Here is a 17,583-nt window from a genome sequence, read left to right on the forward strand (position 1 = left end):
GCTGATTTCCCCCGAGTAGCGCTTTTTTTGGCGCTGTTATTGTAAGTAGAACGTTTTAGTAGAACGTTCTACTTATCGTGGGGAAAGTCTGAAAAACGTGCAACATAATTTTCACGTTTCACCCAGAGGGGATCGTGATTATTTGAAGTTGATCGATAATTAACCGCGATGGATATGGGGGAATTTTTGATCCCCTCTCCCCGTTGGGGAGAGGGTTAAGGTGAGGGGAACTCAGGCCGTCACGGTCACGCTCTGCCCTTCAAAGCTCACGGTCTGGCCGGCGACAATCTTGCAGCGCTTGCGGGTTTCCACTACGCCATCTACTTTCACCTGCCCGTCGGCGATAACGATTTTCGCCTGCGCGCCACTTTCGCTCCAGCCTTCCAGCTTGAGCAGATCGCACAGCTCGACGTGCGGGTGTTTGCCTAATGAAAATGTGGCCATCTTATGCTTCCTCTACATCGTGGTACTCTTCGCATGCCTGCAAAGTATTCTGAATCAGCGTTGCGACGGTCATTGGGCCAACGCCGCCCGGTACTGGCGTGATGTAAGAGGCGCGAGCCGCCGCATCTTCGTACACCACGTCGCCGACCACTTTGCCGTTTTCCAGACGGTTAATCCCGACGTCCACGACAATCGCGCCCTCTTTGATCCACTCGCCCGGAATAAAGCCCGGCTTGCCGACCGCGACGATCAGCAGATCGGCGTTTTCAACGTGGTGACGGAGGTTTTTGGTGAAGCGGTGGGTCACGGTGGTGGTGCAGCCGGCCAGCAGCAGCTCCATGCTCATCGGACGGCCCACGATGTTGGACGCACCGATGACCACGGCGTTCAGGCCGTAGGTGTCGATGTTATAACGCTCCAGCAGCGTCACGATGCCGCGCGGGGTGCACGGGCGCAGACGCGGCGCGCGCTGGCACAGGCGGCCCACGTTGTACGGATGGAAACCGTCGACGTCTTTATCCGGCGCGATGCGCTCCAGCACCTTCACGTTGTCGATGCCCGCAGGCAGCGGCAGCTGAACCAGAATGCCGTCGATCTCTTTATCTGCATTCAGGGTGTCAATAAGTTCCAGCAGTTCCGCTTCGCTGGTGGTTTCCGGCAAATCGTAAGAGCGGGAGACGAACCCCACCTCTTCACACGCTTTGCGTTTGCTGCCGACATAAATCTGCGATGCCGGGTTGCTGCCAACCAGCACAACGGCCAGCCCTGGAGCGCGCTTTCCGGCCGCTTTACGCGCCTTCACTTTTTCCGCGACCTCAGAGCGCACCTGCTGCGCAATCGTTTTACCGTCAATAATCTTTGCTGCCATCAGAGAGAAGATTCCGTCTGTAACGTTTGAAAGGGGGGATGGCCTGTATTTTGTCAGAAGCGAGCCCCGCTGTCAGTCACCCTTTACGAGTTTTCATCCGTGAGGGGCAAAAACCCTTCTTAAGTGATGGTCAATTTCTTAGGCGGTATTAGGATGTGACCTGGCGAAATGGCAGTGTTTTGACATATTTAAAAATTGCTTCCTGAGCTACTTTGTCTCCTCCGAAATAAGTTTTCAATTACGCAATTGAACGTATTTCTTATTCCCGATTTTTCGCGGGAAGGGTTATTTACATTTTAAAGGAATAGACATGAAACTCAGCAACATTGCTTCTTCTGTTATTGCAACACTGGCCCTGGTCGCGGGTGCCGCTAATGCAGCCGACCCAGTTACGCCGGTTACCGTAAATGGCGGTACCGTGCATTTTAAAGGTGAACTGGTTAATGCTGCTTGTTCAGTAAATACCGATTCTTCCGAGCAGACGGTTAATCTCGGTCAGTATCGTACCGCGAAATTCACCAAAGTGGGCGACACCACCTCTAATATTCCGTTCAACATTGAACTGAATGACTGCGATCCGCTGGTTGCTAAAACCGCTGCCGTTGCTTTCACCGGCCAGATCGACGCGACCGACAAAACCCTGCTGGCCGTGACGTCCGGTAACAACGACAACACCGCGAAAGGCGTGGGTATCGAGATCCTCGACAGCAAATCCAGCGTGCTGACCCCGGACGGTGCCACCTTCTCTGCCGCGAAAGACCTGATTAAAGGGACTAACACCCTGCAATTCACCGCGCGCTACAAATCAACGGCTGCGACCACCGAGCCAGGCCAGGCGAACGCTGACGCCACCTTCGTAATGAAATACGAATAATACCCTCGCACAGGGATGTTCAGGCCTCAGGGACGAGGCCCGTCATACGCTACTGCCAGGAACGAAGGATGACAAGGACTGGAACACTACTGCTGTTAACCCTTGCGGTGGCCTGCCCGGCATCGGCGCATACCGTGGTGATCGAAGGCGGCAAGGTGCATCTTCGGGGGGAGCTGGTAAACGGCGGCTGCGCCGTGGCGCCCGACAGCCAGAATATGCGCATCGACATGGGGCAGTACCGAACCAATTCATTTTCCGGTGTGGGCAGCTTTTCAACGGTTAATGTGCCGTTCACCGTGCGGCTGCTGGACTGCAGCGTGGATGTCTCGCGCATCGTGGGGATCCAGTTTCAGGGCGTGACGCCCGCGGAAGATCCGCAGGTTTTTCTGGCGACATCGCGGCCAGGTGAAACGCCTGTCAGCAGCGGCGTGGGGCTGGCGCCTTTTGATGAGCAGCAGCGTCAGATTATCCCGAATGCGACGGCCGTCAGCTGGTTGCCCGTGAATACCAGCGAGCTCGCATTTCATTTTAGCGCCCGCTATCGCGCTATTTCCGAACACCTCGTGCCAGGCAATATTCAGTCGGATGTCTGGTTTACGTTGATTTATCCATAACACCTGCGAACACATTATTAAAGGTACGGTTTTGATGAATATGCTAATTAAACCAGGACTGCTTTTATCGTTTATTTTAATGATGGTTTCCGCATGCGCGAATGCTTCCGGCGGTATTGCGCTGGGGGCCACGCGCGTTATTTACCCGGCAGATGCGAAGCAAACGTCGCTGGCGATCACCAACAGCAATAAACAAGAACGCTATTTAATTAACGCGTGGATCGAAAATGCCAGCGGGCAAAAGGAAAAAACCTTTGCCGTCACGCCGCCGCTGTTCGTTAGCGAGCCGGACAGCGAAAACACGCTGCGTATTATTTACGCCGGTCCGGCGCTGCCTGCCGATCGCGAATCGCTCTTTTACATGAATGTGAAGGCGATCCCCTCGGTGAACAAAGCGAAAACAGAAAACAATAACGTGCTGCAGCTGGCGATCCTTTCGCGCATCAAGCTCTTTGTGCGCCCGAATAACCTGGCGATGCAGCCGGATGAGGCGCTTTCCCAGCTTCGTTTTGAGCGCGTGGGGAACCATCTCAAAGTCAGCAACGCCTCGCCGTATTACATCACTCTGGTCAACCTGAAGCTGGGCGGTCAGACGCTGGAAAACCTGATGGTAGCGCCGAAAAACTCGGCTCAGCAGGTGCTGCCCGCCGGGGCCGGCGGTACGCTCTCCTGGCAGAGCGTGAATGACTACGGCGCCATTACACCGGCGCGCAGCGTCAACCTGTGAGCAGAGTCAGGGCGATGAAAAACCACCAGGGACGTTACTGCCCGGTTGCACTGGCGCTGATGGCCGCGCTCTGGCCGCAGGCCGGCTGGAGCGAAAGCTACTTCAACCCGGCCTTCTTGTCCGACGACACCGCCAGCGTGGCGGATTTGTCGCGTTTTGAACAGGGGCACCAGCAGGCACCCGGCATCTATCGCGTGGATATCTGGCGTAACGATGAGTTTATCGGCACCCAGGACGTGCGTTTTGAACAGGCCGAGAACACGCCGCCGGTGGCGGGCGGCCTGTCGCCGTGCATTACGCGCGCGATGCTCGATCGCTTTGGCGTCAACGTTGCCGCATTTCCCGAGCTGGCGAAGGTGCAGGGTGAAACGTGCGTTCCGTTGACCACGGCCATTCCCGGCAGCGAAACGGCATTTAACTTTGCCTCACAGCGCCTGAACGTCAGCCTGCCGCAGGTGGCGATGCAGAATAGCGCGCGCGGCTATATTCCGCCTGAACAGTGGGATGAAGGCATTCCCGCCGCGCTGGTGAACTACAGCTTCACGGGCAACCGGGGAAGCGAAGACGACAGCTATTACCTGAACCTGCAGAGCGGGCTGAACTATGGTGCCTGGCGTTTACGCAACAACGGCGCATGGCGCTACACGCAAAATAACGGCAAGCGGCGCAGCGAGTGGCAGAATATTGGCACCTGGGCGCAGCGCACCGTTATCCCGCTGAAAAGTGAGCTGGTGCTGGGCGACAGCAACACCGGGAATGACGTTTTCGACAGCGTCGGTTTTCGCGGCGGGCGGCTCTATTCGTCTGACAGCATGTACCCCGACAGCCTGCAGGGCTACGCGCCGACCGTGCGCGGTATTGCCCGTACGCCTGCCAAAGTGGTGGTTCGCCAGAACGGCTACGTTATCTATCAAAGCTACGTCCAGCCCGGCGCGTTCGCCATCACCGATCTTAACCCGACCTCCTCCAGCGGTGACCTGGACGTCACGGTGGAAGAGAAAGACGGCAGCCAGCAGCGTTACACCGTGCCGTACTCCACCGTGCCGCTCCTGCAGCGTGAAGGGCGCTGGAAATATGACCTCGTGGCGGGGGACTACCGCAGCGGTAACAGCGACCAGGATACACCGTTCTTCGCTCAGGGCACCCTGATTACCGGCCTTGCCAACGGCTTTACGCTCTATGGCGGCACCCAGCTGGCGTCACGCTATACCGCAGTGGCCGTCGGCGCCGGGAAAAACCTCGGTGACTGGGGCGCAGTCTCCGTCGATATCACCCACGCCCGCAGCCAGCTCGCGGACGACAGCAAACATGAAGGTCAGTCCCTGCGTTTTCTCTATGCAAAATCGCTGAACGGATTTGGCACCAACTTCCAGCTGCTGGGCTACCGCTACTCAACGAAGGGGTTTTACACCCTGGACGACGTGGCCTGGCGCTCAATGGAGGGCTACCAGTATGCCGATAGCCAGGACGATAACGATGTGCCGGACGTGCAGAGCTATCACAACCTGACGTGGAATAAAAAAGGCCGCTTCCAGCTCAACATTTCCCAGTCGCTGGGGGATTACGGCTCGGTCTATATCTCCGGGAGCGAGCAAACCTACTGGGGGACGGACGAAACGAACCTCTGGTATCAGCTGGGCTACGCGGGGGGCGTGAAGGGGGTCAACTACTCCCTGTCATGGTCGTGGAATAAATCCGTTGGGATCGACGGCACCGACCGGATCGCGTCGTTTAACGTCTCCGTGCCGTTTAGCCTCTTTACCCGCCAGGGCTATCGCCGGGACAGCGCGATCGATCGCGCCTATGCCACCGCATCCGCCAGCCGAAACAGCGATGGCGACACCAGCTGGCAAACCGGCGTCAGCGGCACGCTGCTTGAGGACCGCAACCTGAACTACAGCGTGACCCAGGGACACGCCAGCACCAACGGCTCAAGCGGAAGCGCCAGCGCCAACTGGCAGGCGACCTACGGCACGCTGGGCGTGGGCTACAACTATTCCCGCGATCAGCACGATCTCAACTGGCAGCTTTCCGGCGGAGTGGTTGGCCATGCCGACGGCGTGACCTTCAGCCAGCCGCTGGGCGATACCAACGTGCTGATTAAGGCACCGGGGGCATCAGGCGTCAGCGTGGAAAACCAGACCGGCGTGAAGACCGACTGGCGAGGCTACGCGGTCATGCCGTATGCCACCGTCTACCGCTACAACCGCGTGGCGCTGGATACCAATACCATGAGCAACAACACCGATATCGAAAACAACGTGAGCAGCGTGGTGCCGACCAAAGGCGCGCTGGTCCGCGCCAGCTTTGATACCCGCATTGGCGTGCGCGCCCTGCTGACGGTAACGCGCGGCAACCAGCCGGTACCGTTCGGCGCCGTGGTGCGCGAAATCCAGAGCGGCGTGACCAGCATGGTAGGGGATGACGGGCAAATTTATCTGAGTGGGCTGCCGCTGGAGGGCGAACTGCTGGTCCAGTGGGGTAACGGGGCGCAGTCCCAGTGCCGTGCGCCTTACAGCTTGCCTGAAAAGAGCCTGCAACAGGCGATCACACTTAAGGGGATCCGCTGTGATTAAAATCCATATCTTTGCCCTGTCGCTTCTGGCACTCCTGCCCGCGACAAACGCGTTAGCCACCGTGTGCGTCAATGAAAAGGGCGTGCCGACGGAGGTGCATTACGACCTGACGGATAAATTCAACAGCTCGAATAACCAGGTCGGGCAGGTTGTCACCCTCAGCGAGAAATCGCAGTGGGTGGGGGTAAACGCCGTCTGCCCGAAGGGCACCGTCGGGAATACCACCAAGCGCAGCTACGTGACGGATTACCCGATCACCGGGACCAGCGATGGCTATCAGTATCTGAAGCTTAACGACTATCTGGACGGGGCGATGAAGATCACGGACAGCTATGCCGGCGCGTTTTACCCACCCAAAAACTATATCCAGATGGGGAGCCATCCTAACGTTTCAAAAAACCAACCGTTTGGCGTGCAGGATTCCAGCCTTGTTTTCCGTCTTAAGGTGACCCGACGCTTTATCAATATGGTGGTGATCCCGCGTGCCACTATGTTCCGGGTTTACGTCACCACCACCTCCTCGGATCCGTTGACCACGCCGGTCTACACCATCAGCTACAGCGGAACCATTCAGGTCCCCCAGAGCTGCGCCATCAACGCCGGGAATGTGGTTGAATTTGATTTCGGCGACATTGGCGCCTCCCTGTTCAGCAAGGCGGGCGTGGGTAACAAGCCGGAGGGGGTCTCATCGCAGAGCAAAACCATCGCGATTAAATGCACTAACGTGGAGGCAAACGCCATGCTGACGATGCGCGTCGAGGCTGAAAAGGTCTCCGATAATGCGCTGGTGTCGGATAACCCGGATGTGGGGTTCATCATTGCCAACGAGAGCGGTGCGCCGCTCACGCCTAACAACCTGACGAGCAAAATTCCGTTCCGCCTGGACGACAGCGCGCAGGCGCAGGTGGGGATCCGGGTCTGGCCGGTGAGCGTGACGGGCAACAAGCCAGCGGAAGGGCGCTTTACCTCGCGCGGATATTTGCGCGTGGATTACGACTAAGGAGCAGACATGCGAAACGGGATCCGTTTTATCACCGTGGCGCTCTTTGCGCTTTGCACCCAGGCTCAGGCGGAAACCGCATTGGGCGAAATTAATATTCGGCTCTACGGCAATATTGTCGATTTCACCTGCGTGGCAGAGGGTAACGATAGCGACAAAACGGTCACGCTGGGCACCTGGCCCACGAAGCAGCTCAACACCACGGGGAGCCGCACGCAGCCTATGCCCTTCACGCTGAAGCTGACCGGCTGTCCGCCCGGGGCGGCGTCCATTACGTTCTCGGGTAAGGCCGACGGGAGCAATAGCGGGCTGCTGGCGCTGAATGACGCCAGTACAGCGAGCCACGTCGCCGTCGAGATCAGGGATGCGGATAAAACGCGTCTGGCGCTTCAGCAGGCCAGCCAGCCGGTCACGGTTGATGCACAGGGGAATGCGACTCTGTCATTTTATGCCAATTATATTGCCACGGCCGATAACCCTCAGCCCGGACGGGCTGATGCGGATGCCACCTTCATGATTAATTATAATTAGCACTGACCGCACTCCCTGCAGCTCGGATAAACTGCAGGGAGTGAATTCAGGTTATAGCAGCTCGTGCGCTTTGGCGTAATCTATTAATTCCACGATGCTTTGTACGCCAAGCTTGGAATAAATATTGGATTTGTGCGCACTAATGGTCTTATTGCTTAACAGTAACTGCTCAGCAATCTCCTTATTGGATAATCCATTCGCCAGATAACGTAATACCGTGACCTCGCGATTCGATAATGGCATATCCACTGCCATCCCTTTTCCCGAACCCATATGGTTAATAAAATTCAGCGTTTCAGACGGGAAAAAAGAATAGCCCATCAAAATCATCTCTACGGCGTTGTAGATCTCTCCCAAATCTTTTCGTTTACTGACGAAGCCGTTGGCCCCGGCGCGAATCGCACGACCCGCGTAAAATAACTCTGATTTAGAGGAGAGGAACAGAACCTTGATGTCTTTGTTTAAGTTTCTGATTCTCTTCAGTAAAGCGAAGGCGTCTGTGCCCGTGAGTTCGATGTCAAGGATCACCAAATCGATAGGATGATTGCGAATGCAGTCAAGAACTTCATGGCTATCGCCAGACTTAAGCTTGACTGTGATATTTTTATTTTTCTGTAGCAGGACCTCTATCGACATTCTGACGATAGGATGTTCGTCCATAATGATAACGGATGCCGGTTTCATTTTTAATGCCTCAGATTGTTAAAAGCGTTATGCAGAGTTTTGTAAAACTCTCGAAATGCCGGAAGGATATAAAGTGCAGATCCCTATACCGTAGTATTTCCCTGGAAAGAGCGAAAGCATCCTTGTTTACGTAATGAAAAGAACAGTGCCTCAGCGCGGTCATCTCATTTGGCTGGTGTTGGCAAAAAGATTTTTCTTATTCAGATTTGGTACGCATCTTATTATACAGAGTAAGTTTTTTCCGAAAACCCTGTAAATTAACCTTCGCTTATTGGTTTGTATTATCTTCTGGATCTGAATGGCTATGTTTTTAAATTTAGCGGAAATATCCTGTTATCCCATTTACCGCACCTTTTCATCTTTATGTAATAACAAAAAATAACAGATGTCTCTTTATGTTGCGTGTTTGTTAACGAAAGAGGGCGTCAGTTCTTAGGGCGAGCCAGGGTAAAAGAGGCGAAAAAGTGCCCTCGCAAGGTGTCAAACCTTCATCTGAAAGTGCTTAAGGCGCATCAACGTCACGCCATCATCGCGCAGGAGAACATGCTACCCACTTTGCTTTCCGCTCCTGGAGCGTGAAGCGAAGCTGCTTGTTTTTACATCATTATCATCTTATTAACGCCTTCTGCATTCACTTAACGGATGGAGGAAAGTGCTGCCTTTGATTCATTCTGTGACATTTCACATGGTTCCGAGCCATAAATTAGGAATAGTTATAAAATCGAATACATTGTTAAAATTTAACCATTCAATAACATGGATGGTAAGTAAATTCCTAAACCGCTTTAGGAAATAAGAGGTTAGTGAGTAAGTTAGAACGTGCAGTCTGAAAGGTTATTAAGAAGGTGTAACAATTCCTGGCGATGGCTCAGCCCCAGCTTAAGCAGGATGCAGCTCAGACGGTAGATAATGCGGCTATAGGGGCGATTCTGCAGAAGGGCGATCTGACGTAGCGTCTTACCGCGGGCAAGCTCCTGCAAAATGGGCCATTCGTTGCGGGAAAACCAGTCTTTATCGGACCCCTGCGGTGGACGGGTATCCATCAGGCTGTGCTGAAGACCTGCCGCGTTCATCTGACGTTCCAGCACGTGAAAAGGTCCCGCCGCTTTGCAGAAGAGGCGGGTATCATAATTATCTGCCCGGACCAGTAGCCACGGCGTCAGGAAGGGGGGATACAGGCTATGCCTTCTTAACTGATCCAACTGATCGATCAGCCCGGTGGAACGGCTTTCAACATCCACCACCAGACGCGCTGAAGGCCATTGGGCCTGAGCGCCGAGGGCATCATCCAGCGAGGTATAGTCGCAACAGCTGCTCAGGGGAAACTGCCCATTGAGAAAACCGGTGCGCAGAAAATGATCCTCCGTGACCAGAATGATAAACGGAGCGTCGGTTTTTCGGGGCTGGCTGATGGACTGGCTCAAAAACTCGAGCCGGTCGAAAAAGGGGGGAGCAAAAGGTGAGTGCGTAAATCCCAGTGCATCACTTCCTGTACGCCGCCGCCGGTAACGGCGCACTGTCATTCGCATGGTCTCCCTCCTGGAAATGGCTCTTTAATCCTCCGGCCATGTCCAGGACGGCCAGTAATATCCCTGGCCGAGATCTGCGCCTGCCTGCAGTGCCCAGGTGCGATCGCGTTCAGTCTCAATACCTTCGATGAGTACGCTCCCGGCCAGCTGAAAGCAACGTGAAACTAGCTGCCTCAGCGCGGGTGTGGCGCGTAAACGCCAGAATGCGCCCTTATCAATTTTGATGCCGTTCAACGGTAATCGACAAAATAAAAACGGCTGAATGACAAATTCGTCGATGTCATCCAGCCATATACTGTGCCCCTGTTTCCGGAGTTTCGACAGGTTTTGAATGACGCGCTGCTTCTGTGCGGCAGAGAACGCCAGAAAGGCAGAGAGCTCAACAATCTCGATATTCAGCGGCGTGTTTTTCAGATTGATGAGCCGCTGAAAAGACACTGGCTCTGTCAGAACGGTTATCGGCAGATTAATAAAAAGGTTATTACCGTGCGGCGTCTTTTTTAGTGCGGCAAGCTGCGCTTCGAGCAGCGTCATTGACCAGCCTGGCGACCGATGATGGAAAAAATCCTCGCTGTGCTGCGGTTCGGACAGAATGCTAAGCACCTCTACGCCAACCTGACGCTGAGAGGTGAGGGCGACGACAGGCTCCAGTTTGATGCCGACGATGTCCTGAGAAATAAACTGTAACCGGGGGGGCGTATCGAACGGGTTTTGCGCTGTCACTCCATTGTCCTGTTGTCTGTCAGCCTCCAGGCGGCCGGGAAACCTCGCTCTAGTGTGACGAGCCGACGAGCAGGAAAACAGCAGGCGTTACTTAAATGCAACTAAGCCTTTTCGCAGCGCTAAATTTTACGGTGAAACAGCGAGAAATGTTGAGAAAATAGCCGTATTTACAATCGGCTAGGGGTAATTGCCCCCGAAAACTGAAAAGGCATTGACTCACCTGCCATTGACCGTATAATTCTTCGCGTTTCACCACCGCGAAGTTCACTCTTCTCAGTGCGCCCTTAGCTCAGTTGGATAGAGCAACGGCCTTCTAAGCCGTAGGTCGTAGGTTCGAATCCTACAGGGCGTGCCATTTAGCCTTTCCCTTTTCTGAAATATTTGAACTGAAACACATCCCTGCTTTACTGAAAGGTGATTAATCCTGCAATGAGGGTTCACCTGTGGCATATGTCGACAAAGCACTTCGGTTTAATCCCGCCTCACCTGTCTTTCAGGAAAATCTTCATAACGTCTATCACCATATGCGACACCACCAGCCGGTGGCTCGAATCGGTAAAACGTGGGTGCTTACCCGCTATCAGGATGTTTATCAGGCGCTAAAAGAGCGGGCGTTTGTCTCTTCTGGCATACCTGAAGATGTTCATACCGAAATGGAAAAACGGTGCTTCAGCCTGTCGCCCCCTTTGCGGGACCTTCTCTATGGCATTGTGCTGTTTGAAGATGGGAATGTGCATCGCGCGCACCGTCAGGCGCTGCAGGCTCTTTTTACCGGCGAATCCTGGGCGGCGTTAACCCGCCTTGTTTCTGAGGAGTCGCATTCAGTGGTGGCAGATTTAACGGCCGCCGGCCCTTTTGACGGCAAACGCCAGATAGCAGCGCCGCTCTGGGGGAAACTGTTTACCGCCTGGCTCAATCTGCCGGAAGCGCAGCAGGAGGTGGTTGAACAAGAGAAAAATGCCATCCGGCTCTTATTGGATCCCAGCGCCATCGATCGGGAGGGACTTGAGCGGCTGATCGTGGCGCTTTCCCGTCTGGATGACAGTTTTCGACAACTCGCGCAGGCGCACGGAAAGGGTTACGACTCGCTTTTTTATCGCAGCCTTCTGAAAGGATATGGCGGCGATCGGGATGCGCTTGCCGCGCGCTTTAGCACCGACTGCGTCACGATGCTTATCGGCGGCAGTGAAACCAGCGAAGCGCTAACCGGAAACCTCATATATATGCTGGCACAGCATCCTGAATTACAGGAACGCGTCAGAAATAACACTCTTCGGTTGAAAGAAATCGTCAGTGAAACCATGCGCTTTGAGTCTCCGCTGCAGATGGGCAGGCGAAGGGTTGTGGCTCCCGTGCAGTTTCTGGGGCGCGAACTTAAAGCCGGGGATAACATCTTGTTATGCCTCGGTTCGGCGAATCGGGATGAAAGCGTCTTTGAAGAGGCGTGGCGCTTTATTCCCGGCCGCAAGAACGCACAGCGACAGCTGGGATTTGGCGCCGGTGTACACCAGTGTATTGGGCAACTGCTGGCGCAGTGTCAGGCTGAAACGCTGGCGATGGCCTTAAGCGAACGCGGGACGATCGCTCTGGACGGCGACGCGAAATGGTCGAATCGAAGCCTGATTCTCCGCACGCTGGAGACGCTTCCTGTTAAAATTATCTAAGCGATAATGAGGGCAGTGACAGGATAAGGATCCTGTTTCCCCCGTGACTCACAATAAAATTCACGGCACCGATATCAAAAAAATAATGTCATTGCAGCCGCCCCCAATGCAGAGTGGCTGTTCTTCAGCAAGCATTAACTTTCCCGACGAGTTCATCGATCTTCATAGGCCTACCGAAATAGTAACCCTGCAAAAAATCGCTGTCCTTTAAGCGCAGGTAGTCGGCCTGAGCCTTTGTTTCTACGCCCTCGGCAATGATCCTCAGGCGCATTTTTTTCGCCAATTCGATAAGGCTGTCTACCAGTCGGGTATCGCCATTTTCACTAATCTGGCCGACAAACAGTTTGTCTATCTTGATGAATTCGGGCTCCAGCGCGTGAATGTAAGATAAGTTGGAATAGCCAGTCCCAAAGTCATCCAATGCCAGGGAAATATTGGATTCTCGGAGCGTTGCAAACCATTCGCTTAACTGGGGAGTGAAATGCAGCGGATCGCGTTCCGTAATTTCGATAACCAGCTGCACCTGACTCGACGCGAGTTTTTGCAAAAGCTCAAGCGTATCCGTCTCGAAGCGCGGATCGAGGCAGTTACAGGCGCTCAGATTCAGGTTGATATAGAGCCGGTCCGGGAATAGGTGGATCTGATGCTGAAGATCGGCAATGACCTGCTGAATCAGATGATGCGTTAGCGGGGCGATAAGCCGGTGTTTCTCCGCCAGCGGGATAAAGGTATCTGGAGACACGGGGCCGTACAGGGGATGATTCCAGCGCGCGAGTACCTCGATACCCGCGATAGTGCCCGTCTGGCTGTCAAAAAAGGGTTGGTAAACCGGGATAATCTCGCGCTTCTCGATGGCCGCGCTCAGGGTTCTTTCCGGGGCGAGGGTAAACAGGCGAGCCAACAGGGCGTTGAAGCGGGTGAGCCATTTTGTCGTGGTTATCATCGTGAGCCTTAAGCGCGCGGCGCCCTCTCCGGACAGCCGCGCGGTGGTTATCAGAATTTGACCCAGTCGTCCTGAACATGGGAAGAAGATCGTTTAAGAGGGGTCACGCTGGCGGTGAGCTGGTTTTCTCTTTGGCGGGTTTTGTGCCCGTTTGATACACGGAAAATCGACACCACTTTTTCAAGTTGCACAGCCTGTTCCTCCAGCGAACTTGCCGCAGCGGAAGACTCCTCCACCAGGGCGGCATTTTGCTGAGTGGTGGTGTCCATTTCTGCCATCGCCTGAGCAATCTGCGAAATTCCGCGGCTTTGCTCATCGGTGGCGGCGGCAATTTCGTTCATGATGTCACGCACCTGCGCCACTGATGTCTCTATTTTCGTCATCGCATCGCCGGCGCTTTCAACCAGACTAAAGCCCGCATCCACCTGCACGACCGATTCGTTAATCAGGTTTTCAATCTCTTTTGCTGACTGCGCGCTGCGCTGGGCAAGGGTCCTCACTTCGGCGGCAACCACGGCGAAGCCTTTACCCTGGTCGCCCGCTCTGGCGGCCTCAACGGCGGCATTAAGCGCCAGAATATTGGTCTGGAAGGCGATACTGTTAATCACGGTGGTGATCTCTGAAATGCGGTGCGAACTGCTGCGCACGTTTTTCATCGTATCGATCACCTTCAATGAGATCTGACTCCCTTCCGTCGCATTTTGCGCGGCTTCATCAGCCAGCTGGCGCGCATGATTAGCATTCTCGGCGTTGAGCGCGACGGTAGAAGTCAACTCTTCCATGCTGGCGGCGGTTTCGACGACGGCGGCTGACTGCTGTTCGGTGCGCGACGACAGATCCATATTGCCTGCGGCAATTTCTGAAGACGAACGGGCGACGCTATCCACCCCATTGCGCACGTCATGAATGATGTTTTTCAGGTTTGCATTCATGGTCGCAACGGCCTGCATGAGCAGACCTGGCTCATCGCGACGTGTACTGGTCAGGGTGCTGGTGAGGTCGCCCTGGGCGATTTGCTCAGCGACACGCAGGGTCTCATCAAGCGGACGGGTTATGGACAGGGTGATGCCCATTGCTAACAGGACGCCGAGCACAAGACCGATGGCAGCAACAATGCCCATCTGTATCTGAACGCTATCAACCGTATCAGACACTTTTTTCTGCTGCAGGCTAAATAACGTCTGGATGGCCTGCGTCAGCGTTATCGCTTTACCGGTTAAGGTATCGGAGAGCGTCGACTGTTGATTCCAGACGCTTTGATAATTTATTAACTCAGCCGCGACGTTTTGCATATCTTCCAGGCCTGACTGCAGCCAGACCTTTTGTTCCTCGGTAGCAACCGATAACAGTTGTTCTGTGTCAGATTTTGCGATGTCCAGACGCGCGCGGATCCCTTTCATTAACGCATCCGTAGGATGCTGTTTATAGAGGGTAACCTGAGAATCAATGTCGCTCATGACAAACGCTATCTGCGCGGCCACAAGGGCGTGCGAAGCGTCCAGCCTGCCGTTGCGGCTGAGCGTGGAAGCCAGGCCGGAGTTATCGCACAGCCCCTGAGTGCTCAGTTTCTGTTCGCTGATTTTCTTCTCAGAAAGGGATTTTGTGAAAGGCAGCAGGGTGGCGACGTAGCTGTTCACCGCATTTGCCGTATCGTCCAGCGCTTTTTTTCCTTCCGGGGACCAGGACAATTTTTCCATACTGGCGACAATGCTCTGCATGCGCTGGGTGGCGGCATTGGTCTGATCAAGGTACTTCTGGTCGAGCGTGTACTGAAAATTTGTCCGCCCTAAGCGAACCTGGGTCAGGGCGTTAAACAGGTCGGTGGTATGGCCGTTCTTTTCGACTTTATCCTGAATATTGCTGAGACCCAGCAAACCTGAAACCAGAATAACAATCGTCACGAGCAGGACGAGAGAAAAACCAAAGAATAACTTCTTACGAACTTTTAAATTGGCAAAATGGTTGATTATGCTCATATATAATTCCAGTGTTGGTATAAACCAAACAACAGTGCTAATAAATCATTAACGAAAAAAGTGATGCAGAAGAGAGATGACAAAAAAAAGCCCCTCGCACGCGAGTGCTCAGGGCAAGAACCTGAGTTGACATCACTCACTCAGGCTATCTGTCTTCTCCTCTTTTTTAACAGAATGAGCCGGGAGTTCGCTCGTTCTGTAATAAACGGGGATCACATCCGAATAATTAATGATGTAACCACACCCTTTAATATTGCGAATAAAATTTTCTGGTAACCCTAGCATACTCAGTTTGTTATTGAGATTGCGCAGAACCTGCCACAGCCGTTGTGTGGACGGGCTCAGATTATGCGCCTCCCAAATTTCTTCAAAGAGCTCTTCTTTGGGAATGGGCTGGGTTCTGCCATTCATCAACAAATACAGGAAAAGCCTGAGCATTGTTTCATTAAAATAAATGGAGGCAAATGCAATGCTTTTATCACTCTGGATGCCAGTAAGGCGGTAGAGCCTGCGGTTAGAAATGTCAAAATGAATGTCATCTCCGATCATAAACCCATATAGACGATAACCCATATCTAATACCCATATTAAATGAAGACGAACTTGCATCACTACATATAAGCGCTGAGATAATCCATACCGTTTATAGGGTGGATTATATGGCTGCAATAAATGCTTTCCAATACACATCCCTGTGCGCTATGAGAAACCGGTTGTACCTCATCCGGGCATGGAGTTTTTGTCGATATAAGTTGTATTTTTGGAATAAAACGTCAGATGTTTTTTATTTTTATTACGTTTATCCTGAAAATTGATATACAACCGACCACTCAACATAAAAATGCAAATTTTGAAAAAGATTCAGCATTTCTTTCTGTTGGCACCGCCGGGTAATGAGAAGCCTGACAGCGCATTTTCGATACCGCATAGGTTACGGTTCCTCTGCGGCAAAGAGGAGTGAAGATAAATGATTTATACTGATTAAGTTGATCCTCAAGCGGGGCGGAAGGAGACCAAAAACTGGGCGTGTAAACGCGTAGTTTATTGATAATAAATCACTAATTTCTGAATCAGAAAACGGATACGGACGCGAAAGTATAATAATGATGAATGTACTAAATCCCTGCACGTTAACGGCCGGTGCGTCATGAAGCCCGTCTTTCTGATAAACGGCACCGTGCTTTTTGAGCCTGAGCTGCGTCGACTGTGCTCACTTTCAGGCTACCCTGAGCGCGCTGTGTTCCTGCATGCCCCGGTTAGCGAGTGCCTGCTACAGCTGCTTGAACACAACGGCGAGGTGCTTACGCAGCGTTATCTTTTCTCAGCGGTATGGGAAAAACAGGGGGCAGTTGTCACGACTAACGCCCTCTACCAGACTATCGCCTCAATTCGTAAAGCCCTTAAGATGGCGGGGCTGGCAGATAATGTTGTGCAAACCGTACCCAAGGCGGGGTTTAAGTCGGTCGCTCAAATTCAGACGGGTACGCTCGACGCCTTTATCACGACGGATGCGGCTTCGCCTGCCGGCCTGCATACTGAAGCTTCTGTCCCGACACCGTGCGCAGCGGAGAACCGTTTCCGCTTTCTCTCAGGGAAAATAGCGTATGGCATCGCTGCATTGTTATTTATTCTTTCGTGTCTGGTTCTCTTTCAACAGCTGCATGAACAACGCGCCGGGTTTGAAACCTATCAACCGATCGGCAATATAGCAGGGTGCGACGTTTATTCCTCGTGGCATGACAAAATAAAAAGTCAGCGTATTTATATTGCACTGACTAAACGTTACCCCATCCAGTGCAACGCCGGTGAGGTGGCCTATATCACGCTCAATCGTTATCAAAATGGGACATCGGTGATTGTGTGCGATAAATTGCCTGAGGTTGCTGGTGCACAATGTGATTCCATTATGTACAGGGAGCAATATCATGAAAATGACTAGCCAGAATGTTCACTGGCTGTTCATCCTTTTGATGATTATCGCGCCACTTTTTTATGCCTGGTATACGCATTATCAGCGGAATCATTTTACCTGTGAGAGTCATCTCATTATTGTTGACGAAAATTCGCGAGTAGATACCCTCATGACGTTTACGTTTAATAACGGTACTGGCAGTTACGACTCCACCGGAGAATACAGCCAGGCGGGTCAGGAGCCGGTTGCCATCAGCAATAAAATTGCCTTCCGTTACTGGCGAGAAGAGGGGCGAGTCATTATGATCTCCAGCGATACGAATGAACGCCCCAAAAAAGACGAACCTTTTCGTCATGCTATTCCCGATTTTTTCCGTCAACGCGACCATGGCATTAGTATACAGATCGTTCCGGTGAACGCTTCTGCCTACCTCTTCATCTTCGGAAATACCCCCGCTTTTTATTGTGCTAAAGGATGAGCAGGATCCTGCGGACATTTGCGCTTGCCAAAGTATGGAT

General features: G+C 53.2%; 17 protein-coding genes and 1 tRNA gene. 10 read left to right on the top strand and 8 right to left on the bottom strand.

The features are described from left to right. Positions 1–231: 231 nt before the first annotated feature. Both ybcJ and folD read right to left on the bottom strand, forming a co-directional pair. Positions 232–444 carry a ribosome-associated protein YbcJ gene (gene ybcJ / locus USG84_RS15590; protein ID WP_028012224.1) on the bottom strand — a complete coding sequence of 71 codons (213 nt, stop codon included), beginning with the start codon at positions 442–444 and terminating at the stop codon, positions 232–234. A 1-nt stretch (position 445) separates the two neighbouring features. Next, entirely contained in the window at positions 446–1,312 is an 867-nt protein-coding gene (folD, locus tag USG84_RS15595) for a bifunctional methylenetetrahydrofolate dehydrogenase/methenyltetrahydrofolate cyclohydrolase FolD (protein WP_028012225.1), read from the bottom strand. Between the two features lie 310 nt (positions 1,313–1,622). Between folD and fimA the strand changes: the two genes are divergently transcribed. The 6 genes from fimA to sfmF all read left to right on the top strand — a co-directional run bounded on the left by fimA (position 1,623) and on the right by sfmF (position 7,634). Further along, positions 1,623–2,186: a type 1 fimbrial major subunit FimA gene (gene fimA / locus USG84_RS15600; protein ID WP_028012226.1), complete on the top strand. Its 564-nt coding sequence runs from the start codon at positions 1,623–1,625 to the stop codon at positions 2,184–2,186. A gap of 68 nt (positions 2,187–2,254) precedes the next feature. Next, positions 2,255–2,800 carry a type 1 fimbrial protein subunit FimI gene (gene fimI / locus USG84_RS15605; RefSeq protein WP_320738361.1) on the top strand — a complete coding sequence of 182 codons (546 nt, stop codon included), beginning with the start codon at positions 2,255–2,257 and terminating at the stop codon, positions 2,798–2,800. A 34-nt stretch (positions 2,801–2,834) separates the two neighbouring features. Further along, positions 2,835–3,527 carry a type 1 fimbria chaperone FimC gene (fimC, locus tag USG84_RS15610; protein WP_028012228.1) on the top strand — a complete coding sequence of 231 codons (693 nt, stop codon included), beginning with the start codon at positions 2,835–2,837 and terminating at the stop codon, positions 3,525–3,527. 14 nt (positions 3,528–3,541) lie between these two features. Next, a complete protein-coding gene (locus USG84_RS15615) occupies positions 3,542–6,103 on the top strand; it encodes a fimbrial biogenesis usher protein (protein ID WP_253540982.1) in 2,562 nt (853 codons plus the stop codon). Next, positions 6,096–7,103, top strand: coding sequence for a type 1 fimbria D-mannose specific adhesin FimH (gene fimH / locus USG84_RS15620; RefSeq protein ID WP_061098982.1), 1,008 nt, complete (start codon positions 6,096–6,098; stop codon positions 7,101–7,103). The genes USG84_RS15615 and fimH overlap by 8 nt, the downstream gene beginning before the upstream one ends. Before the next feature lie 9 nt (positions 7,104–7,112). Further along, a complete protein-coding gene (gene sfmF / locus USG84_RS15625; protein ID WP_028012231.1) occupies positions 7,113–7,634 on the top strand; it encodes a fimbria assembly protein in 522 nt (173 codons plus the stop codon). A gap of 51 nt (positions 7,635–7,685) precedes the next feature. On the opposite strand, the gene fimZ is transcribed toward sfmF, so the two are convergent. The 3 genes from fimZ to USG84_RS15640 form a co-directional block, all read right to left on the bottom strand. Further along, complete coding sequence (gene fimZ / locus USG84_RS15630; protein ID WP_061098981.1) at positions 7,686–8,318, bottom strand: fimbria biosynthesis transcriptional regulator FimZ; 633 nt, start codon at positions 8,316–8,318, stop codon at positions 7,686–7,688. Positions 8,319–9,130: 812 nt separating this feature from the next. After that, positions 9,131–9,847: a helix-turn-helix transcriptional regulator gene (locus USG84_RS15635; RefSeq protein WP_151413923.1), complete on the bottom strand. Its 717-nt coding sequence runs from the start codon at positions 9,845–9,847 to the stop codon at positions 9,131–9,133. Between the two features lie 24 nt (positions 9,848–9,871). Then, positions 9,872–10,570, bottom strand: a complete 699-nt coding sequence (locus tag USG84_RS15640) for an EAL domain-containing protein (RefSeq protein WP_151413922.1) — start codon at positions 10,568–10,570, stop codon at positions 9,872–9,874. 278 nt (positions 10,571–10,848) lie between these two features. Here USG84_RS15640 and USG84_RS15645 point away from each other — a divergent pair. Both USG84_RS15645 and USG84_RS15650 read left to right on the top strand, forming a co-directional pair. Continuing rightward, a tRNA-Arg gene (locus USG84_RS15645) sits at positions 10,849–10,925 on the top strand. 88 nt (positions 10,926–11,013) lie between these two features. Continuing rightward, positions 11,014–12,234: a cytochrome P450 gene (locus tag USG84_RS15650; RefSeq protein WP_151413921.1), complete on the top strand. Its 1,221-nt coding sequence runs from the start codon at positions 11,014–11,016 to the stop codon at positions 12,232–12,234. A 124-nt stretch (positions 12,235–12,358) separates the two neighbouring features. Here the strand turns inward: USG84_RS15650 and USG84_RS15655 are convergent, their stop codons facing one another. From USG84_RS15655 to USG84_RS15665, 3 genes are all read right to left on the bottom strand, one after another. Then, positions 12,359–13,177, bottom strand: a complete 819-nt coding sequence (locus tag USG84_RS15655) for an EAL domain-containing protein (protein WP_151413920.1) — start codon at positions 13,175–13,177, stop codon at positions 12,359–12,361. A 50-nt stretch (positions 13,178–13,227) separates the two neighbouring features. Then, entirely contained in the window at positions 13,228–15,153 is a 1,926-nt protein-coding gene (locus USG84_RS15660; protein ID WP_316330390.1) for a methyl-accepting chemotaxis protein, read from the bottom strand. A 132-nt stretch (positions 15,154–15,285) separates the two neighbouring features. Further along, positions 15,286–15,726: a winged helix-turn-helix domain-containing protein gene (locus USG84_RS15665; protein ID WP_151413949.1), complete on the bottom strand. Its 441-nt coding sequence runs from the start codon at positions 15,724–15,726 to the stop codon at positions 15,286–15,288. Positions 15,727–16,300: 574 nt separating this feature from the next. Here USG84_RS15665 and USG84_RS15670 point away from each other — a divergent pair. Together USG84_RS15670 and USG84_RS15675 are read left to right on the top strand one after the other, a co-directional pair. Next, positions 16,301–17,092, top strand: a complete 792-nt coding sequence (locus USG84_RS15670) for a winged helix-turn-helix domain-containing protein (protein ID WP_151413919.1) — start codon at positions 16,301–16,303, stop codon at positions 17,090–17,092. Next, positions 17,079–17,543 carry a hypothetical protein gene (locus USG84_RS15675; RefSeq protein WP_253541096.1) on the top strand — a complete coding sequence of 155 codons (465 nt, stop codon included), beginning with the start codon at positions 17,079–17,081 and terminating at the stop codon, positions 17,541–17,543. Before USG84_RS15670 ends, USG84_RS15675 begins: the two co-directional genes overlap by 14 nt. The last annotated feature ends 40 nt before the right edge of the window (positions 17,544–17,583 follow it).

This window comes from Enterobacter sp. 168J2, assembly GCF_034107265.1.
Taxonomy (GTDB): domain Bacteria; phylum Pseudomonadota; class Gammaproteobacteria; order Enterobacterales; family Enterobacteriaceae; genus Enterobacter; species Enterobacter nematophilus.